The sequence below is a fragment of the Burkholderia sp. YHN3-13 genome (assembly GCF_055810675.1).
Genome location: NZ_JBVVNQ010000002.1, coordinates 575,111 through 596,078 on the forward strand (window position 1 = coordinate 575,111; position 20,968 = coordinate 596,078).

The window sequence follows — 20,968 nt, forward strand, 5'->3', positions numbered from 1 at the left end:
TCGATGCGGCCGGCGGTTCCCTCATTCATTTTTCAGGAGATACGACAATGCGCGTCATGGTCATCGTCAAAGCCACCGCCGATTCCGAGTCCGGCCGGATGCCCGACACCGAAAGCATGGCCGAAATGGGTCGCTTCAATGAGGAACTGGTCAAGGCCGGCATCCTCCTCGACGCGGACGGGCTGCGCCCCAGCAGCCACGGCAAGCGTGTGCATTTCTCCGGCACGCATCGCTCCGTCGTCGACGGCCCGTTCGCCGAAACGAAGGAACTCGTCGCCGGCTACTGGCTATGGCAGGTGAAATCGATGGAAGAAGCCGTCGAATGGGTGAAGCGCTGCCCGAACCCGATGCCGGGCGACTCCGACATCGAGATCCGCCCGCTGTTCGAAGCCGAGGATTTCGGCGACGCGCTCACCCCCGAACTGAAGGAACAGGAAGCGCGGATGCGCGCGGAAGTCGACGCGCGGCAGAAATCCTGAGCAGCAGGCGGGCACGCGCCTCGCGCGTGTCCGGAGACGCCGGTTGACGAGCACCCGATTAGTAACGTATCGTTTTGATACGTTACTAATCGAAACCCGTTCGTCATGCATTCCCGTTTCGACCGTTTCCGCACGACCGCGCTCGGCGCCCAGCTCGAAGCGTTGATCGAACAGCCCGAGCGCTATCTCGAGTTCGCCGCGCTGTCGCGCGTCGGCGTCGCCGCGATCGGCGCGATCCAGGACGAGATCGCGCGCAAATTCCCCGAAATCGAAGCGGACACGACGGCTCGCCAGTTCTGCGGCGCGATGGTCGCGGAAGTCATGCGCCGTCACGGTCACGAGGTCGTGCAGGCGCGCGGGCGGCTCGGCGGCGCGCTGTTCAGCTACGGTGCGGTGTTCAGCCCGTTTCCGCGGCGGCTGCCGTTCGCCGACGTCGCCGCCGCGCTGGCCCGCATGCCCGACCGGCTCGCCGCGTATGCCGCGCGGGTGCCGGTCGCGCTGCGCACGCGCCGCCCGACCGATACCGGCTTCTCGCTCGTCGAACACGCGTACCACCTGCGCGACCTCGACGCCGTGTTCGCCGAGCGCATCGACGTCGTGCGTACGGCCGAATTGCCCGTGATCGAGTCGGTCGACGGTACCGCCCTCGCCGCGCAGCGCGACTATCTTGCGCAGCCGCTCGCCCCCGCGGTCGACGCATTCCGATCGGGTCGCGCCGCGCTGTGCGCCACGGCCGCCGCGCTGGAACCGTCGCAACGCGCGCGCTGCGGGCTGCGCGACGGGATCCGCCGGATGTCGCTCGACGAACTCGTGCGCGAACTGCTCGACCACGACCGCACGCACATGCTCGAACTCGACGAACTGCTCGCCGAACTCGCGTTGCCGCCCCTGCCCTCCGTATCCGCCGAATGACCCAGCCCGCGCCCGTCGTCTTCATTCACGGTTTCATCGGCACGTTCGACGTGCGCGGATGGAACGGCCCGCATCTCGCGCCCGACCTGCTCGGCTACGGCGCGCATCGCGCAACCCCGTTCGATGCGATCTCGCTTGCCGCACAGGTCGAACACGTGCGCCGGACCGTCGCCACGCATTTCGGCGCGCAGCCGGTCGATATCGTCGGCCATTCGGTCGGCGGCGCGATCGCGATGCTGTTCGCGCATGCACATCCTGAATGCGTGCGGCGTGTCGTCAACGTCGAAGGCAACTTCACGCTCGACGATGCGTTCTGGTCGGCGGCGGTCGGCCGCATGACGCCCGACGAGGCCGACGCGATGCTCGACGGCCTGCGCGCCGCCCCGCTCGACTGGCTGCGCGGCGCGATCGACGCACCGTCGCCGAGCCAGCTCGACGCCGCACGCCGCTGGCTCGCGCATCAGCCGGCATCGACGCTGCGCGCGATGGGCCGCTCGGTGGTCGCGACGACCGGCGCTCCCGGCTACCTGCAGGCGCTCGCGCAAGTCTTCGAGCGTCACGGCGTCTGGCTGGTCGCCGGCGAACGCTCGCGCGCGGGCTGGCACGTGCCCGACTGGGCGCTCGCGCGCTGTGCGGGCTTCGACACGATCGCAGGCTGCGGTCACCTGATCGCGGCCGAGCAGCCCGATGCGTTTCGCGCCGCCATCGAGCGCATCGTAGCCGCGCCGCCCACCTGACAACCCGTAGGATTCACCGAAATTTGTCTGAAAGGCACGGTTGCTAGAGTCGCCTGAACAGGGTTTTCCCGGTGCCCGGCGCCGGACCGAGTCGACACATGCGAGGATCGATGAACCTGGCACGTACCTTCTGGCTGCTTCTGCTGCTCGCCGTCACGAGCCCTGCGTTCGCGTTTCACGCGCGGGTCGTCGCGATCCCGAGCGCCGCGATGCACGAGACGCTGAAGGCGACCGTCGTGCTGCCCGACGATTACACGCACGGCAACCGCGGCGACGAACGCTATCCGGTCGTCTATCTGCTGCACGGCTCCGGCGGCGACCATACCGACTGGACGTCGAACACGCGCATCGCCGCGCTGGCCGACCGCTATCACGCGATCCTCGTGATGCCCGACGGCGGACACGAAAGCTGGTACATCGACAGTCCGTTCGATTCGGGCAGCCGCTACGAAACCTTCATCGGCGACGAAGTCGTGTCCTACGTCGATCTGCATTTCCGCACGATCGCGACGCAGCACGCGCGCGCGATCACCGGGCTCAGCATGGGCGGCTTCGGCGCGCTGCGCATCGCACTCGACCGGCCCGACACGTTCGGCGCGGTCGGCAGCATCAGCGGCGCGGTCGATCCGCGCTGCTGCGCGGACGAGCCGGGCATCGACCACGTGTTCGGCGATCCCGTGCGCCATCCGTCGTTCTGGAACCGCAACGTGATCGTCGAAAGCGCGCGCGCGTTCGTCCGTGCGCATCTCGACCTGACGATCGATTGCGGTCGCGACGATTCATTCGTCGACTCGAACCGCACGCTGCACGAACGGCTCGTCGCGCTCGGCGTGCCGCACGACTATACGGAACGGCCCGGCGGTCATACCTGGGATTACTGGGCGAACGCGATCCGCTACCAGATGCGGTTCTTCGCGACGTCGTTCCAGCATCGCGGCTACGCGTACCGCCCCGCGCCTGCCGCGCCGGGCATGACGCGCGCGGGCTGACGCACGCGCCGCGCGACAACCCGGCAGGCCTGCCTGTCTTCGTCGCCGTCACGCGCGAGCGCAGCTTCACGCGTGCGGCCGCCCGACTCGGCGTGCCGCAATCGGCACTCGGTTACACGATGATGGATTGACAGGCCGGGCAACCCGCTCGCATGAAGCGGTACGCACGCGGCCCGGCGTGCGAAGACAACGGCGGAAACGGATCGGTCAGTTGCCGTGCGTGGCGTCCGCGCCGACGACGCGATCGAAGCATTCCTGTGCACGCGCCAGTTCGTCGAGCGCGCGATCGAGGCGCGACATCGCACGTGCGTATTCGGCCGACGAACCGTCGTCGTCGCTTTCGCCGCGCACCGCGCGAAACGCCTGATCGACGTTGCGCGTGGCTTCGACGAAGCGCTGTGCGGCCTGCGCTTCCCGCGAACAGATGTGGGTCGACATCGACACTCCTCCCTCAGGATTGCAGTGTGAAGCACGCCGACGCTCAGTGTACGTGGTGCGCATGTCGGCGGCGTGAACCACGACCCATCGCGTATCGACGCATCGGCCGCCGCGCAGCGCGCTTCGTGCCGATTGTCCCTCTGCGCTCGCCGATCCGCCACGGCGAGATTGCAACAAATTCTTGCGCGGCCTGCCGCGCGCCTGGCGTCACGCGCGCCCGATACGCGGATGCGCAAGCCCTGCAAACGCAGCCGCCTCACCCGGCGACAGGTCGAACAGATCGCCGGTGAGATCGCGCGGATGCTCGACGGCCGGCCGGTTGCGCATACGCGCCACATGGGCGGGCGCAACATACGCGGCCGCCGTTTCGATCGGCGGCACGTCGAACAGATCGCGCGTGACGCCGCGCACGGCGTCCGTCGGCGAACGGCCGCGCAGGCGCGCGACGAGCTCGACGAAGCGATCGAAATCGCCCGCGCGCGTGGCCTTGTTCACTTCCGCGAGATCGCGCGCCTTCAGCACGCACGGCTGCGCGAGCCGCACGAAATACGGCGCTTCGAGCTCGACCGACAACGCGAGCGGATAGCTCTTGCCCGTCTGCTCCCTCGCCCGCCCGACGCAATCGACCACGGCCGCACCCTGTGCGGCGCCGAGCGGCTTGCCGGTGCTCACGCTGCGCAGATGATCGGGAAACACGCGCAACTGCGTGCCGACCGTCAGCGCGGTGGACGACGCACACACGAGTGCGTAGTGCTGTTCGCGGCGCCGGCCCGACGGCAACGTCGAGCGGCTGGCGATGAACGTATGCGGCGGCAACGGCCGCACCTGCCCGCTTGCGTCGACCCATGCATTCCACAGCAGCGCGTCCTTGCGCTCGCCCGCGCGCGGGCGCGACGCGACCGGCGAAAACAACGCGAGCAACGAGCCCGTGCGATGCGCGGCGACTTGCGCGCTGCTGCCGAGCGGCTGGTTGATGCCCCACAGAAAACGCCCGCCCCCGAGCCGGCGCTCCCATTCCTTGCGGAGCACGACGGTCGGCAGTTCCTCGCCGGACTCGGTACCGATCTTGGTCCAGCAGAACGTGGGAGGGAGGTGTTTCAGTGTCATCAACTTTCTCGGGATACAGCCTCGCTGGTGACAGCAAGCCCATTCAACAGCCGTAACTGTATAGGTATAATGCATCGCATGGAAGCCCCGGACCAAGATTTTCCCGTTCAAGACCTGTTGCGCCGCCTGCTGGCAGACACACGCTCGTCCAGCGAAATAGCGCGACTTTCCGGGGTAAGCCAGCCGACCGTGTCGCGCCTGCGGCTGTCGAACGGACGGCGGCTGCGCCGCAGCGCCCCATTCAACAAGCTATGCAGTTTCTATGGTGTCGATACGGAGCCGTCGCGCCGGCGCTACAACGACCTGCTGCGCGACGCGATCGTCGACGCGTGGGACGGGTCGGACGAGCACGGGCGCGCGCTGCTGGTCGTGATCCAGGGGCTGAAGGATTTGCAGGCGAAGGCGGATGACGGGTGATGTCGCCAGAGTGCCCGGTCATTCATCGAGAGTGAACGTGATCGGCACGCGCGCCCGTATCGGCAGCGGCGTGCCGTTCTCGACCTGCGCAGCGCAGCGGCTCTCCAGCACCGCGTCGCGCGCCGCCGCATCGAGGCGCGGAAAACCGCTGCCGGTCACGACACGCGCAGCGACCACCCGGCCGGCCGCATCGGTTACCAGTTCGACGAGTACGGTGCCGTGCTCGCCCGTACGCAACGACTGCGGCGGGTAGCCGGGGGTGGCCAGCGCACAGTCGGGATGCGCGACGAAGCGCGGCGTCGCGGGCGCCGGTGAGGTCTGCGATTCGGATCGTGCCTGCCTGGTGTCGGGATGCGCGTCGTCGTGCGGCGTGACGCTTCGCTCGCTTGCCGTCGCGGACGGCACGGGCGGCGACGGCGCCGCCGCATCGCGTGCCGGCGGCCGGGTTCGATCCGGTGCGGCGGGTTGGATCGTCGGCAGCTTGCTGCTCACCGACGAGCGAGGCGCGGACACCGTGCGATGCATCGCGTGCGACGCAGCCCTCGAATTCGCCGCGGCAGCCGCCGCCGTCGGCACTGCCGGTGCCGGCGCAATCAGCGTCGCCACCATCACCCGGCGTTGCACGGTCACGCCGCGCACGGCCGGTTCGCGGGCGAGCAGGATCAATACGCCCACATGCAGCACACAGGTCGCGGCGATCGCCAACGCGATACGCACGCCGCCAGGGTCGACGCGATCGTGGAGGGCGCCGCGCGCCCCGTTCATCCTTCGAATACCCGCATCAGCCGCACGCATCACGCACTCCGTCCCGCGTTCAGCTTTCGTTGCGCGCGAAATTGCGCCAGATATATCCGGAGGACTGCGTATCGATCGTTCAGACATCCATTGCGTCGCGCTGCCTCACCCGCGCTCGTCCTGACCGCGCCCCGTCAGCCGTCGCACGCCGCGCCGCCTTGCGCGAGCGAATTCTCCTTGCTGCGAAACACCAGCGGCCGTTCGTCGCGCGGCGCGCGACGTCGCGCGAACTGCACGGCCTGTTCGACCTGGCCGTGATGGGCGGACTTCTCGCACACCGGATCGGCCTCGTTCGGATCGCCCGTCAGCAGGTATGCCTGACACCGGCAACCGCCGTGATCCGCATGCCGCTCGTCGCACGTGCGACACGTTTCGCGCATCCAGTCGTCGCCTCGAAACGCGTTGAACGCGTCGCTGTCGTACCAGATTTCCCGCAGTGACCGGTCACGCACGTTCGGCAATGCGAGCCCCGGCAGCGACCGCGCGGCATGGCACGGCAGCGCGGTGCCGTCCGGCGCGACGCCGAGAAACACCGAACCCCAGCCGTTCATGCAGGCCTTCGGGCGGCGCTCGAAATAGTCGGGCACGACGAACAGGATCTTGCAGCGCTCTCCGATCAGCTTGCGATAGCGGTTGACCGTATCCTCGGCCTCGCGCACCTGCTCGACGGCCGGCATCAACTGGTCGCGATTGAGCATCGCCCAGCCGTAGTACTGCGTGTTCGCGAGCTCCAGGTAATCGGCGCCGAGGTCGAGCGCCATCTCGATGATCTGTCCCACATGCGGCAGGTTGTAGCGATGCAGCACGCAGTTGAGCACCATCGGGTAGCCGTGCGCCTTGATCAGCCGCGCCACGTCGCGCTTCAGTTCGAACGTGCGCGTGCTGGTCAGGAAATCGTTCAGCTCGCGCGTCGAATCCTGCAGCGACAACTGGATGTGGTCGAGCCCGGCGGCCTTGAGCCGCTCGATGCGCGCGACGTTCAGCCCGATGCCCGACGTGATCAGGTTCGTATAGAAGCCGAGCCCGCGCGCATGCGCGACGAGCGTCTCGAGGTCGCCGCGCTGCAGCGGCTCGCCGCCCGAGAACCCGATTTGCGCGGCGCCGAGCGCGCGCGCATCGCTGATGACCGTGCGCCACGTGTCGGTGTCGAGTTCCGCGCCGTGCGTCGCGAAGTCGACCGGGTTGTAGCAGAACGCGCAGTGCAGCGGACAGCGGTACGTGAGTTCCGCGAGCAGCCACAGCGGCGCGGACGGACGGGAGGTGTCGGACGTCATGTCAGTCGAGCCAGCCGCGCAGTCGCGCATGATCGAGGAAACGGTAGACGTCGGTCGCGAGATCCGATTGCATGAACAGGCGCTCGAGCTCGCCGATGATGTCGTCCAGTTCGCGCGTGCCGTCGCAGCGCGCGAGAATCTCGCCCGCACTCGGGTTCAGCTTGACCATGCCCTCCGGATAGAGCAGCACGTACGCCTCCTGGGCCGCCTCCCATTGCAGGCGGTACATGCCCCTGAGGCAGGGGCGCAGCGGCACGCCGCTGGCGGCTTCGATCGCATTCATAACGGGTAGGCCTTTTCGACGGCGTCGAGCATCGACCACAGGATGTCGAGCTTGAATTGCAGAATGCCGAGCGCGCGCTGCTGCGCTTCCGGTGTCGTGAAATGCGCGAGCGTGACCGAGAGCCCGTGCTCGACGTCGCGCTGCGCGAGCGGCACGCGACTGCGGAAGTAATGCAGCCCGGCCGGCTCGATCCACGGGTAATGCGACGGCCAGCCCGCGAGCCGGTCGAGATGGATCTGCGGCGCGAACATCTCGGTCAGCGACGAGCACACCGCCTCCTGCCATGGCGCGCGCCGCGCGAAGTTCACGTACGCATCCACCGCGAAACGCACGCCGGGCAGCACGTGTTCGAGCGACCACAGTTCGTCTCGCTCGAGACCGCATGCCTCGCCGAGACGCACCCACGCCTCGATGCCGCCTGCGTTGTCGCCCTGCCCGTCGTGGTCGATCAGCCGCTGGATCCAGCGGCGCCGCGTCTCGCGATCCGGGCAGTTCGACAGGATCGCCGCATCCTTGAGCGGGATGCAGATCTGGTAGTAGAAGCGGTTCGCGACCCAGCCGCGAATCTGCGTGGGCGAACAGGCGCCGCCGTTGAGCCGCCGGTTGAACGGATGATGGATGTGATAGCGCGATTCGAGCGCACGCAGGCGCGCCTCGAATTCGGTCGCGGTCCAGGGCGTCGCGTGCAACGCCGTAGCGGGGATCGGTGCGTTCATCGTCAGACCTGGAATTGCATGCCGTCGTGCGCGACATCGATGCCATGCGCGCGCAGGTGCGCGTGTTCGACGGAATGCGGATCGAGAATCGGGTTCGTGTTGTTGATGTGCGTGAGCACCTTGCGCGTTCGCGCGGGCAACCTGTCGAGCCAGTCGATCATGCCGGGCCGCCCGTGTTCCGCGCACTGCGCGAGATGTCCCATGTCGGACGCGTGCTTGCCCGACAGGCCGAGATCGATCATCTCGGTCCCGGTCCAGAAGGTGCCGTCCACCAGCACGAGATCGGCGCCGTCCATTGCCGCGCGCACGTCGTCGGTGACCGACGCGAGCCCCGGCGCATAGAACGCGCGCCGCCCGCTCGCGACGTCTTCGATCGACAGCGCGATGTTGTCGCCGGGCGCGGCCGACGCGCGCCGCGGCGAATAAGGCGGCGGCTTGCTGTCGACGGCAATCGCGGTGAAACGGATCCCGCTCGCCGCCGGCACCGCAAACGGCTCGCCGGGCACGATCGTGTGCGCGGCAACGCCGCAGTAATGGCCGAGCAGCGGCACGAGCGGCAAGCCGGTCGACAGGTCGTCGAGTACCGGCGCGCTCGCGTAGAGCGGCAGCGGCGTCGAGCGCTCGCGCAGCATCAGCAGGCCCGTCACGTGATCGATCTGCGCGTCGCACAGCACGACGGCGGCGATGCCGCTGTCGCGGATCGCGCGCGCCGGTTGCAGGTCCGGCGCCGCGCGCAACTGGGAAAGAATGTCGGGCGATGCGTTGACCAGAACCCAGTCGATGCCGTCGTCGCTGACCGCGATCGACGACTGCGTGCGCGACAGCACGTGGCCGCTTCCGCTGCGCGCACGGCGGCAGTTCGCACAATTGCAGTTCCATTGCGGCAGGCCGCCGCCGGCTCCCGAGCCGAGTATCTTGATCTTCATGGGCGTCAGCTCCCGAGACCGCCCGCGCCGACCACGGCGAAGCGGGCGGCACGCGCGGCGATCAGCGGTTGGCGATGTACATCGTGATTTCGAAGCCGAAGCGCAGGTCGGTGTAAGACGGTGTCGTCCACTGCATGGTGTGTCTCCTGTCGAGTTGAGGATTGATGCGTTGCTGGATGAGTCGAACGACCGCGGCAATCGAGCGGTCGGTTACTCTTCAGCAAGGAGCGTGCCGAAGCCGTATTTCGGCGGTGCGGCGGCGGCAGACGGCCCTCGTCCGGGGATCGGGGCGCAATCCTTACGAATGGCCGACACGATTCGCGCGAATGCGGGCCGCCACCCCGGCGGCGCGATGTCCGCGAGTGGTGACAGGTGTTGAATCGTTGAACACCGGTGTTGCAACTTGACACACCGGCTGTGACAGGCCGCGCCCGGCGCGACGGCTGCGCGTCAGCTTTCGTCCGACGGCGGGCGCCCCGCGTCGGCTGCCGGCATCTTCCGGTAGATCGTGTTGCGCGAGACGCCGAGCGCGCGCGCCGCGGCGGACACGTTGCCGCCGTGACGGGCGAGCGCGGCAGCGATCGCGGACGCGGCGACGTCCTGCAGCCGCGCGTCGGCGGCCGGCAACGCATCCACGATACAGGGCCCGGCGGCCGCCGCGGCGGACGAATCGGGCGCGGCCTGCGCATCGCCACGCCGCAGGTCGTCGAAGAAGTCGTCCGGCAGGTGCTCGCGGCGGATTTCGCCGTCGTCGTCGACCATGGCCGCCGCCGTCCGCAGCAGGTTGCCGAGCTGGCGGAAGTTGCCAGGCCACGTGCAGCGCACGAACAGCGCCATCACGTCCGGCGCGACGGACAAAGGCGGACGCCCCGGGCCCGCGAACGCTTCGCGCTGCAGCATCTTCTGCACGACGACCGCGAGATCCGTGCGGTCGCGCAACGGCGGCAGGCGCACCACGAGGCCGTTCAACCGGTAGTAGAGATCCTCGCGGAAACGGTTCTGCGCGATCATGTCGCGCAAGTCGCGGTGCGTCGCGCAGATGATCGCGATATCCACGGCGATCGTCTTCGTCGAGCCGAGCGGGTTGACGAGGCGCTCCTGCAGCACGCGCAGCAGCCGCACCTGCAGCGGATACGGCATGTCGCCGATCTCGTCGAGAAACAGCGTGCCGCCGTTCGCCTGCAGCAGCTTGCCGATCGCCCCCTTGCGGCGCGCGCCGGTGAACGCCCCCTCCTCGTAGCCAAACAGCTCGGACTCGATCAGCGTCTCCGGAATCGACGCGCAGTTGACCGCGACGAACGGCGCGTCGCGGCGCGGCGAGTCGTTGTGGATCGCCTGCGCGAGCAGTTCCTTGCCGGTGCCGGTCTCGCCGGTGATCAGGATCGGAATGTCCTTGCCGATCACTTTGCGCACTTTCGCGATCACGCTGGCGACCTGCGCATCGCCGGTGTCGAGATAGTTGAGCCGCGACAGGCCGGCCGACGTGCCCGCCGCCGGCGCGGGCACCGCGTTCGCGCGCGCGGCCGGCGCCCCCGCATCGTGGACGTCCGTCGGCCGGCTGCCTTCGGCGAGCGTCGCGCGGCGGAAGTGCACGCGCGCGCAGACCACCGCGCCGTTGCCGAGATTGAGCATCAGGTGCCGGTCGGTGCTCGCGCGCATGCGGTCGATCAGCTGCGCGCTGGTGACGTCGAACAGCGACGACAGCGTGTGCGCGCGCAGCACGGCGAGCGGCATGCCGAGCTGGAACTGCGCGCTGCGATTGGCCGACAGGAAGCGCCCGTCGGCGGTAAACGCGACGATCCCCTCCATCAGCGTGCCGAGGAACTCGGGGCGGCCATGGAACGATACCTGCAGCGTTTCCTGAAACGTCGTCGTAAACAGGTGATTCTCGATCATCTGCACCGACATCTTCGCGAGCGCCATCGTGTGCTGGTGATAGCTGCGGTGATCGCCCGTCACGTCGAGCACGCCGATCGCATCCCCGTACGGATCGAGAATCGGCACGCTCGAACAGGTCAGGAAGCGGTTCGCGGCCAGGAAGTGCTGGTCGCCGTGGACGACCATCGGGCACAGCTCGGCCAGTGCCGTGCCGATCGCGTTGGTGCCCTGCCGGTTCTCCGCCCAGTTCGCGCCCGGGCGCAGCGCGACCTTTTCCGCGCGGCGCAGGAAATCGTCGTCGCCGATCGAGTGCAGGATCAGCCCCTCCGCATCGGTGAGCACGATCATGCTCTGCGTATTGACGATCTGTTCGTGCAGCGTCTCCATCACCGGCATCGCGTGCACGCACAGCACCCGGCTCTGCTCGCGCTTGAGCACCAGCGCCGAGGTCGACAGCACGTCGTAATCGGGCCGCGCCGATACCTGCAGGCCGAATGTCTCCGAGCGCTCATGGGCCTTCTGGATCGACGGCGCGGGCCAGCCAGCGGGATGCACGGCCCGTGACCCGGCCGCCTGCTCTACGTCATCGCGCATTGTCTCCTCCGGGGGATCCTTCCGGTCAACTGCCGGACTCTTTGCCGTCATTGCAAGCAAGCATCGGGCCACGCCGACGCCACGCAACTTCATGAAAGGACAATGTAATCAGCCGTCCGGGCACGGCCGGGCGTGTCGCGTCGCGCGACGGCCTGCCTGCGTGATACCGTGATTTCCCGCCGCGTGACTACCCGTGCGAATCCGGATCTTCGCGGCCGGCGCGCCGCTGGCTCGCTTCTCGCTTGGTCGCAGGGCAGGCCCGGCGACTGCCCGGCCGCCGACGGTTACCGTTCCTATTCCGCGCGAACCCCATCGACATGACACGCCGCCCGCTTCGCTCCACGCCATCGCCCGCCTCGCCGGCCATGCCCGTTCGCCGGCACCTGCATCGCGACGCGCAATCGATCGCGTTCGCCGTGGCCGGCGCCCCGCAGGGCCACCCGGTCGTCGTGCTGCACGGCGGGCCCGGCAGCGGCAGCCAGGCCGGCATCCTGCGGCTGTTCGACCTCGCGCGCATGCGCGTGGTGCTCGTCGACCAGCGCGGCGCGGGCGCGTCGGGGCCGCGCGGCGGCACGCGTCACAACCACACCGCGCGGCTGATCGCGGATCTCGAGGCGGTACGCGCGCAGCTCGGCATTGCACGCTGGGGCGTCGTCGGCGGATCGTGGGGCGCCGCGCTCGCGCTCGCGTATGCGGGCACGCATCCGGAGCGGGTGACCGGGGTCGTGCTGCGCGGCCTGTTCCTGACGTCGCGACGCGAAGTCCGCGGCCTCTTCGTGACGTCCCGCACACGTGCCCCGCGCGAATGGCGCCGCCTGCATGCGGCAGCCGGCGGCGGCCAGCCGGAACGCCTGCTGGCGCGCTGCGCGCAGCGGCTGCGCCGCGGCGCAAGCGCAGCCCGACAGCGCGCGGTGGCGCTCGCGTGGCACGCCTATGAAAACGCCCTCCTCGCATCGGCGCGCACGCGCCGCTCGCCCGTCCGCACGATCCGGTCGAACGAGACCGTCGGGCGGCTGATCGACAAATACCGGATCCAGGCGCACTACCTGCAACGCGATTGCTGGCTCGGCGAGCGCCGCGTGCTCGCGCTCGCGCGACGCGCCGCCCAGGCCCAGGTGCCGCTGTTCGCCGCGCACGGGATACACGATCCCGTTTGCCCGGTCCGCAACGTCGAGCGCCTCGCGCGGGCCGTACCCGAGGCGAAAATCGAACGCGTGCGGGCCGGGCATCTGGCCAGCGACCCGGCGCTGGCGCGCAGCGTCGCACGCGCCGCGCATGCGATGTTCGCGACGGTGCCGTTGACCTGACGGCCCCGCGCCCGCTCGCGGCATGACGCCGCGCGACGACACGAGCGAACGCGCCGCGCTCAATCCCACGCGTAGCGCACGCCGACCCATGCGCCGCGCGGTGCGCCGGGCCCGACGAACTGCTCGTTCACCGGATTCGCGCCGTCGAAGGTGTGGTTCGGCCCGTTGAAGAAATTCTGGCCCAGTGCGCCGAAGCTCGCGTAGCGCCTGTCGAACAGGTTCGTCACGCTCGCGAACACCTCGAACCGCTTCGTGATCCGGTAACGCATGTCGAGATCGACCAGCACGTAACCTGCGATCCGGCCGTTGACGTCCTCGTTGTTCTCGTCGCCGCGCGCATACACGCCGCTGCGCCACGTTACGTTCGTACCGATGTCCCACGCGGACGTCGCCGCGTAGTCGAGCCGCAGCTTCACCGTATGCGCGGGAATGCCGGGGATGCGGTCGCGCGGCTTGACCGTCACGTTGCCGTTCGCGTCGGCCGCCGAATTCGCCGGGCTGTGTTCGGTCCACGAAGACCGGTAGGTCGCCTCGACATGGCTGTACGACAGCCCGACACCGAGCGGGCCGAACCGCGTGCGGCCGGCGAGCTCGATCCCCTGTCGCCGCGTATCGCCGACGTTGCGGAAATAGCCCTGCGCGCTGGCCGGGCTGCTGATGAACTGAATGTCGTCGCTCAGTGTCGTGCGATAGGCCGCGACGCTCCAGGTCGTCGCCGCGCCGACGCGGCCGCGCACGCCGGCTTCGAACGTCTTCGAAATCACGGGCTTGAGCGCCGGGTCGGCGATGAAGTCGTTCGGCAGCGAACACGGCGCGGACGGGTCCGCGCACGCGAGCTCGATCGCGGTCGGCGACCGCATGCCCTCGTTGTAGGTTGCATACGCGGTGAATCCCGCGACCGGATTCCAGTTGAGCCCGACCGCCGGGTTGAAGCGCGAGAATACATGGTTGCCGTCGAGCAGCGGCTGCACGCCGCTCTCGTCGCCGATTCGCGCTTTCGACCAGTCGTAGCGGCCCGACAGCGTGAGCGTCCAGTGCGGCGTCAGCGACAGCGCATCGCTCAGGTATGCACCGACGCTCGCGTTGCGCGTCTTCGCGCTGGTCTGCCGGACGAAATCGCCGATGCCGATCGCCTCGCGCGCATCGGTGAACGATGCGTCCTGCGACGACGCGACGTAGCTCGAGTTCGCGACATCGGCCGAGACGCCCGCGACCAGCCGGTTCGCCATTCCGCCGAGCTTGCCGAGCAGCGTGAGCTGCACGCTGCCGCCGTAGCTGTCGGTGACGATCGTCGATTGCGCGTTGCTGCCCTGCACCGTGTCGACCGTGCCGTCGTCGTTCACCGAACCGTAATCCGTATTGTTGTTGCTGCTCGTGTTCGCGTTGCGCAGGTGCCGGTAGTATGCGTTGCCGCTCAGCTCGACGTTCTCGCCGAAAAAGCGATCGCCCGACAGCGTCAGGTAGCCGGCGCTGTTGTGGTTCCGGTCCGGATACGTATACGCCTGCTTCGGGTTGTCGACGAACGAGCGCGGGATCGTCTGGGTGCCGGACAGCGTGTTGTCCGCGCCGCCTGCGGCGATCGACAGCGTCGTGTCCGCATCGGTATAGCGCAGTTTGCCGAACGCCTGCCGCACGCGGCTCGCGTTATGGTCCGCCCAGCCGCCGTCGTTCGCGAGGTTCGCGGTCGCATAGTAGTCGAGGTTCGGGCCGATCGTGCCGCCCTGCTCGATGCTCGCGGTCTTGCGGCCCCACGCGCCGCCCGACACCTCCGCCTCGCCTCCCGGGCTCGATTTGCCGTTCTTCGTCGTGATCGCGAGCGCGCCGCCGAGCGTGTTGAGCCCGTACACCGGGTTGGAGCCCGGAATCAGCTGCACGCGGTCGATCGCCTGCACCGGCAGGATGTCCCAGTTCACGACGTCGCCGAACGGCTCGTTCACGCGCACGCCGTCGACGAACACCGACAATCCCTGCGGCGTGCCGAGGAGCGGCGACGCGGTGAAGCCGCGATAGTTGACGTCCGTCTGATACGGATTGCCCTGCGCATCCGAGATCGTCACGCTCTGCAGGTTCGCGGCGAAGAAATCGGCGAGCGTCGCGCGGTGCTGGATCTCGAGTTCCGCCGCGCGCACCGTCTGCACGTTCGCCGGCACCTTCGACAGCGGCGTGCCGATCCCGAGCAGCGGCGTGGTGCCGACCACCACCACCGCAGGCAGCATGACGGCCGGCGCGGGCGGCACGATCGCGGCGGCGTCCGGCTGCTGCTGCGCGCGCACGCCGCCGGGCGGCAAGCCGAACAGCGCGAGCGCGCCGAGGGTCGTGCCGACGCATCGCGCACGCCGGCCACGTCGTGTCGCGCCGTCACACCCGGCGGCCTTTGGTCTCCTGATCATTTACGTTGTCTCCGCATTCCTATTCCGCCGGCGCGGGCGATGCACCGCGCGGCGACGAGTTGTCGCGAAGCGGGCGTGCGAGAACCGTGCCAGCGCAGCGCTGCGGAACGGCATGCGTGCAACCGGCGGCCCGCTGCGCCGCGGACTGCGCCACCTGTCATGTTTGGCAACACTTCGCGCGCGACGGTGTACCTGAATGCAACACCTGCGTCGACGTCATGGCGCGTCTCGCCGATCGGCACATCACCCGCGACCCGCCGGTGTACCGCGCCGCACCGGCATCCCGCCGCGATGGCATGCGACTTGCGTAAAGGGCAGTGCACTCGGCCCGGACACCCCAACCGTGCCGGCGCGACGAATCGTTCGCGGCGGTGCGACCACAATGACTCAGGAGACAACCATGAAGAAACTCTCGGCTTCAGCGAGCCGGCTGGCGACGACCGTAGTCGCGGTGGCCGCCGCCATCGCACTGAACCCCGGCCTCGTCGAAGCGGCCGCGGACTACCCGGCCGTGACCTACCAGCGCCTGACCGATGCACACGGCGACCCCGGCTGGCTGACCTACTACCGCACCTACGACGGCCGCTCGCATTCGCCGCTCAAGCAGATCGACACGTCGAACGCGAAGGATCTCAAGCAGGTCTGGGCGTACAAGTTCCCCGCCGACCTGAAGCAGGGTTTCGAAGCCACGCCGATCGTCAACGGCAACTATCTGTTCGTGACGACGCCGAAGGACAACGTCTACGCGTTCGACGCGAAGACGGGCCGCCAGCTGTGGAAATACGAGCCGAAGCTCGGCGCGGCCTCGTTCAAGACCGCGTGCTGCGACGTCGTCAACCGCGGCGTCGCGCTGTACGGCAAGAACGTCTACATCGCGATGCTGAGCGGTGAAATCGCGGCGCTCGACGCGCAGACCGGCAACCTCGTGTGGAAGAAGCAGATGTTCGAACCGGGCCTCGGCTACGCGTTCTCGCTCGCGCCGCTCGCGATCGACGGCGCGATCGTCGTCGGCACGTCCGGCGGCGAATACGGCATTCGCGGCTACATCGCCGCGCTGAACCCGGAGGACGGCTCGCAGGTCTGGAAGCGCTACACGATTCCCGCCGCCGGCGAAAAGGGCGCGGAAACCTGGCCCGACGGCATGCAAAGCCACGGCGGCGGCGCCGCGTGGCTCACCGGCACGTACGACGCCGCGTCCCGCACGCTGTACTGGGGGGTCGGCAACCCCGGCCCGTGGCTCGCCGCGCTGCGCCCCGGCGACAACCTGTATTCCGACTCGCTGCTCGCGCTCGACGCGAAGAACGGCAACCTGAAGTGGCACTACCAGTACACGAACAACGACACGTGGGACTACGACGGCGTGAATGCGGCCGTCCTCGCGGACATCAAGTACAAGGGCAAGGACTACGACGCGATCATCCACGCGGACCGCAACGGCTTCTTCCACGCGATCGACCGCACGACCGGCAAGCTGATCTACGCGACGCCGTTCGTGAAGGCGTTGTCGGTCACCGGCTACACGGCCGACGGCAAACCGATCCAGGACGCATCGAAGTTCCCGAAGGCCGGCACGACGATCGAAACGTGCCCGAGCTTCCTCGGCGGCAAGAACTGGTGGTCGATCTCGTACGACCAGGAACGCAACATCGCGGTCGTGCCGGCACTGCACGCGTGCATGAGCCTGACCGGCAAGTCGGTCAGCTACATGGAAGGCCTGCCGTATCTCGGCGAAGGCTTCGAGATCAAGCCCGAACCGGGCAGCGAAGGCTACGGCGAACTGACGGCCATCGATGTGAACACCGGCAAGAAGCTGTGGAGCCACTGGTCGAAGAAGCCGTGGAACGGCGGCGTCGCGACCACGGCGAGCGGCCTCGCGTTCAGCGGCTCGCTCGACGGCCACCTGTACGCATTCGACACGGCGACCGGCAAGGTGCTGTGGGAAAGCCCGCAACTGGCGAGCGGCATCATTTCGCAACCGTCGGTGTACGAGGTCGACGGCAAGGAGTATGTCGCCGTGCTCGCCGGCTACGGCGGCGCGAACCCGATCTGGGGCGGCCCGATGGCCGACATCGCGAAAGACGTTCCGCGCGGCGGCACGCTCTACGTGTTCGCGCTCGACTGAACGCGCGCCAGCCCCGAGTCGCGCCCGCATGCGCCCGATGCGGGCGCGACGCCCCACCCGCCTCAACCGGACACACGACCATGAATACTCGTCTCACCTCCGTTACCGTCGCCAGTCTGCTCGCCGTGGGCGTGGCGCTGACACCGGCAGCCGCGTCGGCCGGCGTGCGCGTCTGCACGTTGCCCGGCAGTCCGACCACGGCGCTCGACCGCGCCGTTGCGCGCGAAGTGTTCCGCACCGCGGGCATCGCCGCGACCTTCAACAAACGCGGCGTCGACGACAATGGCGACGACGACGGCATCTCCGCCAGCGAGCTGACGAAGTCGCTCGAACGCGACTGCGACGTGATCGCCGGCTTCCCGCGTTCGGCGATCGCCGATGCGTCGGGATCGAAAATGACGTTCTCGCAGGGCTATCTGCGCTCCGGCTACGTCAGCGTGTCGCTGCGCGATGCGCACGCACCGGCCGGCACGAAGGAAACGATCGCGGCCACGTACGGCAGCCCGTCGCAACTGATCGCCGCGCAGCAGGCGAACGCCCGCTTCGACCTCGAGAACACGAGCGAGCAAACGATCGGCGCGCTCGCCGCCGGCCGCGCGCAGCGCGCGATCGTCTGGTATCCGAGCGTCGTCGCCTACGCGCACGCCCATCCGAAACAACGGTTCCAGGTTGCGGCGACGTCGTCGCCGTATTCCGACTGGCAACTGTCGTTCGCCTTCGGGCCGGGCAAGGACGCGCTGCAGAAGCGCATCGACGCCGCGCTGTCGCAGATGAGCGGTAACGGTCGTCTCGCATCGCTCACGCGCGGCTGGACGCTTCCCGACGACATCGCGCAAGCCGCCGCCACGACCGCGCCCGGCCGGTTTCTCGACGGCGCGCTCGCGTCCGCGCAGCGGCCGGCAAGGAGCGGTTTCATCAAGGTGTCGACGGGCGAAGGCAGCGGCGTCCCGTCGTTCGACCAGACGCAGGTGCAGCACGGCAAGAAGCTGTACGCCGATGCGTGCGCGAAATGCCACGGCGACCAGCTAGAGGGCAATACCGCGCCCGCGCTGAGCGGGGAGGCGTTCGCTCCCGAGGGCAAGTCGCACATCACCGTCGGCGGCATCTTCCTGTACATGTCGAGCAACATGCCGGCCGATCGCCCCGGCAAGCTGACCGCGGAGGAATACGAGGACCTGATGGCGTTCCTGCTTTACTCGAACGGCTACGACACGTCGAAGAGCAAGCTGACCGCCGATATCGCCAACGCCTCGAAGGCGCCGCTCATCGCCGGGCCGCGCAAGTAAGCTCCCCGCCCACCTTCGCTTCGATCGACCGTCGCGCCGGGATGCACGCCCGGCGCGCGGGCCGGACTTTTTCCCATCATTTCATTCAGGACGACATCATGATCTCCCGCCATCGCCGAACCTTCTTCGTTCAGGCCGCCGGCCTGTGCGCCGCGCTCGCGGCCGGCACGCGCGCATTCGCGGCCGCACCGCCCGTCGACGAAAACGACGCGACAGCGAAGACGCTCGGCTACCGCGCAAAGGCGACGACCGTCGACGCAGGCAAGTTCCCGAAGTACCAGGCCGGCCAGACGTGTTCGAACTGCCGCTTCTACAAGGCTGCCGCGGGCGAATCCTTCGGTACGTGCCCGATGTTCGCGGGCAAGGCGGTTGCCGCCGAAGGCTGGTGCAACGTCTATGCAAAGCTCGCGTGACGCCGGGCCCGGGCGCGACGGCGCGCCGCGTCGCGGCACGGACGCCGAATACGCGGTCCGTCTGCATGCGCTGATCGCGCTGGGCATCGACCGCGGATACGTGACACGCGGCGAAATCGCCGATGCGTCGCCCGGCGACGCGGTCGACGGTCCGGATTTCGATGCAGCCGCGTCGATTCTGCGCGAGCTCGGCATCGACGTGCGCGAGCATGCGGACGCGCGTACCGCATGGACGCTCGACCGCCATTTCGCGCAAGTGTCGGAAGTCGCGGCGCCGCTCGCCGACGCATCGACGCCGCTCGCGGCCGACGACCTGCCCGCGGGCCGGACCAACGACCCGATTCGGCTCTATCTGCGGGAATTGAGCGCGACGCCGCTGCTCGAACGCGACGAAGAAATCGCGCTCGCGCTTCGCCTGGAAAACGGCCGCGCGGCATGCATCGGCGCCTTGAGCCGCGATCCGGCGGCGCTCGCCGTCATCGCGGCGATCGCGGACGACATCCGCGCCGGCAAGGTAGCGGCGTCGGCTTACGTGACGGGGCTCGTCGGCGATGCCGAGCCGTCAGCGCGTGCGCCGACGATGTTGCCGGGCGATCCGACCGTGGCATCGCCGGTTTCCGACGACGGCGCCGGTCTTGCCCTCGACAGCCCGGCGTGGCGCGATACGATCGTCGACGCGCTCGAGCGCGCCGCTGCGCCGGCATCGGCGATGCAGCACGCGTTGCATGCGAACGGTTTCGCGTCGGCCGCTTACCGGGCACTGCTGCGCGACGCAGCCGCATCGACCGGCCGAATTCGCTTCACCTCGCGCGCGATCGAACGTATCGCGCAAGCGAACGGCTTGCGCGCGACTCAGGCGCGCACGGTCGAAAAACGGCTCGCCGATACGCTGGCCGCCTCGGGCATACGGATCGAAGCCGCGCGCCACGATTTGTTCACGCGATGCGACGACGTACGCGCATGGCTACACGCATGCAGCACCGCGCATCCCGGCTGCGCGGCCGCCCTCGCCCGTCATGCGCCGGCGCTGCTCGAAGCGCGCAGCGCGCTCGCTCGCCTGGCTGCCCAGTCGCCGCTACCGCTCGACATCGCGATCGCGCTCGATGGGAGGCTTTCGCGTATCGAGCGTGCGATGCAACCCGCGAGAACGAAGCTGTTCCAGAGCAATCTGCGGCTCGTCGTCTCGGTCGCCAAACGCTATGCCGATCGCGGCCTGCCCTTCTCCGATCTGATCCAGGAAGGCAATATCGGCCTGATGGAGGCAGTCGATCGCTACGATCACCGGCGCGGCTTCAAATTCTCGACGTATGCGACGTGGTGGATCCGCCAGGCGATCACGCACGCGCTCGCCGATCTCGGACGCACGATACGCGTGCCCGCGCATACGGTCGATTCGCTCAACAAGCTGTCGCGGCTCGCACGACTGCACCGGCAGCGGACCGGCGACGTCGCGGACGCACGGTCGCTCGCCACGCAGATGCGGCTGCCCGTCGACAAGGTGCGCGAACTGATGAGCATCGTGCGGGAACCGATCTCCGCCGACCTGCCGGTTTCGTCCGATCACGACCTCACGCTGGGCGACGTCACGATCGACGCGGATGCGCCGACGCCGGAAGAAGCGGCGAGCGCCGGCCAGTTGCGCACCGCGGTTGCCGCGCTGATCGACTGCCTCCCGGTACGCGAAGCGTGGATTCTTCGCCTGAGGTACGGCATCGATGTCAAAAGCGAGTATTCGCTGCGCGAGATCGGCCGGCAACTGAACCTGTCGGCCGAACGCGTTCGTCAGCTCGAGGTATCCGCGCTCGAACGCATCCGGCAATTCCGGCACGCACCGGCGCTGCGCTCGCTGATCGCCTGACGCGGCGGCACCGGGCGACCATCATTCCGCTCGCACGAAAACTGATC

General features: G+C 68.5%; 20 protein-coding genes and 1 pseudogene. 11 read left to right on the top strand and 10 right to left on the bottom strand.

What is annotated here, in order from left to right; all coding sequences use genetic code 11:
• Window positions 1-47 precede the first annotated feature (47 nt).
• The 5 genes and pseudogenes from AC0KUR_RS07480 to AC0KUR_RS07500 all read left to right on the top strand — a co-directional run.
• Window positions 48-479, top strand: a complete 432-nt coding sequence (locus AC0KUR_RS07480; protein ID WP_034186059.1) for a YciI family protein — start codon at window positions 48-50, stop codon at window positions 477-479.
• Between the two features lie 105 nt (window positions 480-584).
• Window positions 585-1,391, top strand: a complete 807-nt coding sequence (locus AC0KUR_RS07485) for a DinB family protein (RefSeq protein WP_473375626.1) — start codon at window positions 585-587, stop codon at window positions 1,389-1,391.
• The gene (locus tag AC0KUR_RS07490; protein ID WP_069705501.1) at window positions 1,388-2,128 is read left to right on the top strand and encodes an alpha/beta fold hydrolase; all 741 of its coding nucleotides are present in this window, start codon (window positions 1,388-1,390) and stop codon (window positions 2,126-2,128) included. Before AC0KUR_RS07485 ends, AC0KUR_RS07490 begins: the two co-directional genes overlap by 4 nt.
• 110 nt (window positions 2,129-2,238) lie before the next feature.
• A complete protein-coding gene (locus AC0KUR_RS07495) occupies window positions 2,239-3,117 on the top strand; it encodes an alpha/beta hydrolase (protein ID WP_175026750.1) in 879 nt (292 codons plus the stop codon).
• A pseudogene (locus tag AC0KUR_RS07500) lies at window positions 3,114-3,239 on the top strand (helix-turn-helix domain-containing protein); the annotation flags it as partial. The gene AC0KUR_RS07495 and the pseudogene AC0KUR_RS07500, both read left to right, overlap by 4 nt.
• An 85-nt stretch (window positions 3,240-3,324) precedes the next feature.
• Here AC0KUR_RS07500 and AC0KUR_RS07505 read toward each other — a convergent pair.
• Both AC0KUR_RS07505 and AC0KUR_RS07510 read right to left on the bottom strand, forming a co-directional pair.
• A complete protein-coding gene (locus AC0KUR_RS07505; RefSeq protein ID WP_034186208.1) occupies window positions 3,325-3,555 on the bottom strand; it encodes a hypothetical protein in 231 nt (76 codons plus the stop codon).
• A gap of 207 nt (window positions 3,556-3,762) precedes the next feature.
• Window positions 3,763-4,662, bottom strand: a complete 900-nt coding sequence (locus AC0KUR_RS07510) for a hypothetical protein (RefSeq protein WP_473375627.1) — start codon at window positions 4,660-4,662, stop codon at window positions 3,763-3,765.
• Window positions 4,663-4,740: 78 nt separating this feature from the next.
• Here AC0KUR_RS07510 and AC0KUR_RS07515 point away from each other — a divergent pair, with 78 nt between their 5' ends.
• Window positions 4,741-5,079: a helix-turn-helix domain-containing protein gene (locus AC0KUR_RS07515; protein ID WP_006493567.1), complete on the top strand. Its 339-nt coding sequence runs from the start codon at window positions 4,741-4,743 to the stop codon at window positions 5,077-5,079.
• An 18-nt stretch (window positions 5,080-5,097) separates the two neighbouring features.
• Here AC0KUR_RS07515 and AC0KUR_RS07520 read toward each other — a convergent pair whose 3' ends face one another.
• The 7 genes from AC0KUR_RS07520 to AC0KUR_RS07550 all read right to left on the bottom strand — a co-directional run bounded on the left by AC0KUR_RS07520 (window position 5,098) and on the right by AC0KUR_RS07550 (window position 11,545).
• Entirely contained in the window at window positions 5,098-5,796 is a 699-nt protein-coding gene (locus AC0KUR_RS07520) for an energy transducer TonB (protein WP_473375628.1), read from the bottom strand.
• A 212-nt stretch (window positions 5,797-6,008) separates the two neighbouring features.
• Complete coding sequence (pqqE, locus tag AC0KUR_RS07525) at window positions 6,009-7,148, bottom strand: pyrroloquinoline quinone biosynthesis protein PqqE (protein ID WP_473375629.1); 1,140 nt, start codon at window positions 7,146-7,148, stop codon at window positions 6,009-6,011.
• A gap of 1 nt (window position 7,149) precedes the next feature.
• Window positions 7,150-7,431 (bottom strand): pyrroloquinoline quinone biosynthesis peptide chaperone PqqD, encoded by a 282-nt coding sequence (pqqD, locus tag AC0KUR_RS07530; RefSeq protein WP_049035955.1) that lies wholly within the window; start codon window positions 7,429-7,431, stop codon window positions 7,150-7,152.
• Entirely contained in the window at window positions 7,428-8,147 is a 720-nt protein-coding gene (gene pqqC / locus AC0KUR_RS07535; RefSeq protein WP_049035954.1) for a pyrroloquinoline-quinone synthase PqqC, read from the bottom strand. Before pqqC ends, pqqD begins: the two co-directional genes overlap by 4 nt.
• Window positions 8,148-8,149: 2 nt before the next feature.
• Window positions 8,150-9,073: a pyrroloquinoline quinone biosynthesis protein PqqB gene (gene pqqB, locus AC0KUR_RS07540; RefSeq protein WP_049035953.1), complete on the bottom strand. Its 924-nt coding sequence runs from the start codon at window positions 9,071-9,073 to the stop codon at window positions 8,150-8,152.
• A 61-nt stretch (window positions 9,074-9,134) separates the two neighbouring features.
• Entirely contained in the window at window positions 9,135-9,209 is a 75-nt protein-coding gene (gene pqqA, locus AC0KUR_RS07545; RefSeq protein WP_006485436.1) for a pyrroloquinoline quinone precursor peptide PqqA, read from the bottom strand.
• Window positions 9,210-9,523: 314 nt separating this feature from the next.
• A complete protein-coding gene (locus AC0KUR_RS07550; protein WP_473375630.1) occupies window positions 9,524-11,545 on the bottom strand; it encodes a sigma-54-dependent Fis family transcriptional regulator in 2,022 nt (673 codons plus the stop codon).
• A 317-nt stretch (window positions 11,546-11,862) separates the two neighbouring features.
• On the opposite strand from AC0KUR_RS07550, the gene AC0KUR_RS07555 reads away from it, so the two are divergent.
• Window positions 11,863-12,852: an alpha/beta fold hydrolase gene (locus AC0KUR_RS07555; RefSeq protein ID WP_473375631.1), complete on the top strand. Its 990-nt coding sequence runs from the start codon at window positions 11,863-11,865 to the stop codon at window positions 12,850-12,852.
• A 59-nt stretch (window positions 12,853-12,911) separates the two neighbouring features.
• Here the strand turns inward: AC0KUR_RS07555 and AC0KUR_RS07560 are convergent, their stop codons facing one another.
• Window positions 12,912-15,242, bottom strand: a complete 2,331-nt coding sequence (locus AC0KUR_RS07560) for a TonB-dependent receptor (RefSeq protein ID WP_473375632.1) — start codon at window positions 15,240-15,242, stop codon at window positions 12,912-12,914.
• Between the two features lie 400 nt (window positions 15,243-15,642).
• Here AC0KUR_RS07560 and AC0KUR_RS07565 point away from each other — a divergent pair, with 400 nt between their 5' ends.
• From AC0KUR_RS07565 to AC0KUR_RS07580, 4 genes are all read left to right on the top strand, one after another.
• A complete protein-coding gene (locus tag AC0KUR_RS07565; protein WP_034186047.1) occupies window positions 15,643-17,364 on the top strand; it encodes a methanol/ethanol family PQQ-dependent dehydrogenase in 1,722 nt (573 codons plus the stop codon).
• Window positions 17,365-17,444: 80 nt separating this feature from the next.
• On the top strand, window positions 17,445-18,650 hold the full coding sequence (locus tag AC0KUR_RS07570) for a c-type cytochrome (RefSeq protein ID WP_049033822.1): 1,206 nt from the start codon (window positions 17,445-17,447) through the stop codon (window positions 18,648-18,650).
• A 98-nt stretch (window positions 18,651-18,748) separates the two neighbouring features.
• On the top strand, window positions 18,749-19,063 hold the full coding sequence (locus tag AC0KUR_RS07575; RefSeq protein ID WP_034186207.1) for a high-potential iron-sulfur protein: 315 nt from the start codon (window positions 18,749-18,751) through the stop codon (window positions 19,061-19,063).
• Window positions 19,047-20,921 (top strand): sigma-70 family RNA polymerase sigma factor, encoded by a 1,875-nt coding sequence (locus AC0KUR_RS07580; protein ID WP_473375633.1) that lies wholly within the window; start codon window positions 19,047-19,049, stop codon window positions 20,919-20,921. The genes AC0KUR_RS07575 and AC0KUR_RS07580 overlap by 17 nt, the downstream gene beginning before the upstream one ends.
• The last annotated feature ends 47 nt before the right edge of the window (window positions 20,922-20,968 follow it).

What these genes read in the sequence shown, in the direction of transcription:
- AC0KUR_RS07570 (WP_049033822.1), top strand. Translation starts at nt 17,445, where the DNA reads ATGAATACTCGTCTCACCTCCGTTACCGTCGCCAGTCTGCTCGCCGTG.
- AC0KUR_RS07575 (WP_034186207.1), top strand. Translation starts at nt 18,749, where the DNA reads ATGATCTCCCGCCATCGCCGAACCTTCTTCGTTCAGGCCGCCGGCCTG.
- AC0KUR_RS07580 (WP_473375633.1), top strand. Translation starts at nt 19,047, where the DNA reads ATGCAAAGCTCGCGTGACGCCGGGCCCGGGCGCGACGGCGCGCCGCGT.
- AC0KUR_RS07550 (WP_473375630.1), bottom strand. Translation starts at nt 11,545, where the DNA reads ATGCGCGATGACGTAGAGCAGGCGGCCGGGTCACGGGCCGTGCATCCC.
- pqqE (WP_473375629.1), bottom strand. Translation starts at nt 7,148, where the DNA reads ATGACGTCCGACACCTCCCGTCCGTCCGCGCCGCTGTGGCTGCTCGCG.
- pqqC (WP_049035954.1), bottom strand. Translation starts at nt 8,147, where the DNA reads ATGAACGCACCGATCCCCGCTACGGCGTTGCACGCGACGCCCTGGACC.
- AC0KUR_RS07565 (WP_034186047.1), top strand. Translation starts at nt 15,643, where the DNA reads ATGAAGAAACTCTCGGCTTCAGCGAGCCGGCTGGCGACGACCGTAGTC.
- AC0KUR_RS07560 (WP_473375632.1), bottom strand. Translation starts at nt 15,242, where the DNA reads ATGATCAGGAGACCAAAGGCCGCCGGGTGTGACGGCGCGACACGACGT.
- AC0KUR_RS07515 (WP_006493567.1), top strand. Translation starts at nt 4,741, where the DNA reads ATGGAAGCCCCGGACCAAGATTTTCCCGTTCAAGACCTGTTGCGCCGC.
- AC0KUR_RS07490 (WP_069705501.1), top strand. Translation starts at nt 1,388, where the DNA reads ATGACCCAGCCCGCGCCCGTCGTCTTCATTCACGGTTTCATCGGCACG.
- AC0KUR_RS07480 (WP_034186059.1), top strand. Translation starts at nt 48, where the DNA reads ATGCGCGTCATGGTCATCGTCAAAGCCACCGCCGATTCCGAGTCCGGC.
- AC0KUR_RS07510 (WP_473375627.1), bottom strand. Translation starts at nt 4,662, where the DNA reads ATGACACTGAAACACCTCCCTCCCACGTTCTGCTGGACCAAGATCGGT.
- AC0KUR_RS07485 (WP_473375626.1), top strand. Translation starts at nt 585, where the DNA reads ATGCATTCCCGTTTCGACCGTTTCCGCACGACCGCGCTCGGCGCCCAG.
- pqqB (WP_049035953.1), bottom strand. Translation starts at nt 9,073, where the DNA reads ATGAAGATCAAGATACTCGGCTCGGGAGCCGGCGGCGGCCTGCCGCAA.
- AC0KUR_RS07505 (WP_034186208.1), bottom strand. Translation starts at nt 3,555, where the DNA reads ATGTCGACCCACATCTGTTCGCGGGAAGCGCAGGCCGCACAGCGCTTC.
- AC0KUR_RS07555 (WP_473375631.1), top strand. Translation starts at nt 11,863, where the DNA reads ATGACACGCCGCCCGCTTCGCTCCACGCCATCGCCCGCCTCGCCGGCC.
- AC0KUR_RS07495 (WP_175026750.1), top strand. Translation starts at nt 2,239, where the DNA reads ATGAACCTGGCACGTACCTTCTGGCTGCTTCTGCTGCTCGCCGTCACG.
- pqqD (WP_049035955.1), bottom strand. Translation starts at nt 7,431, where the DNA reads ATGAATGCGATCGAAGCCGCCAGCGGCGTGCCGCTGCGCCCCTGCCTC.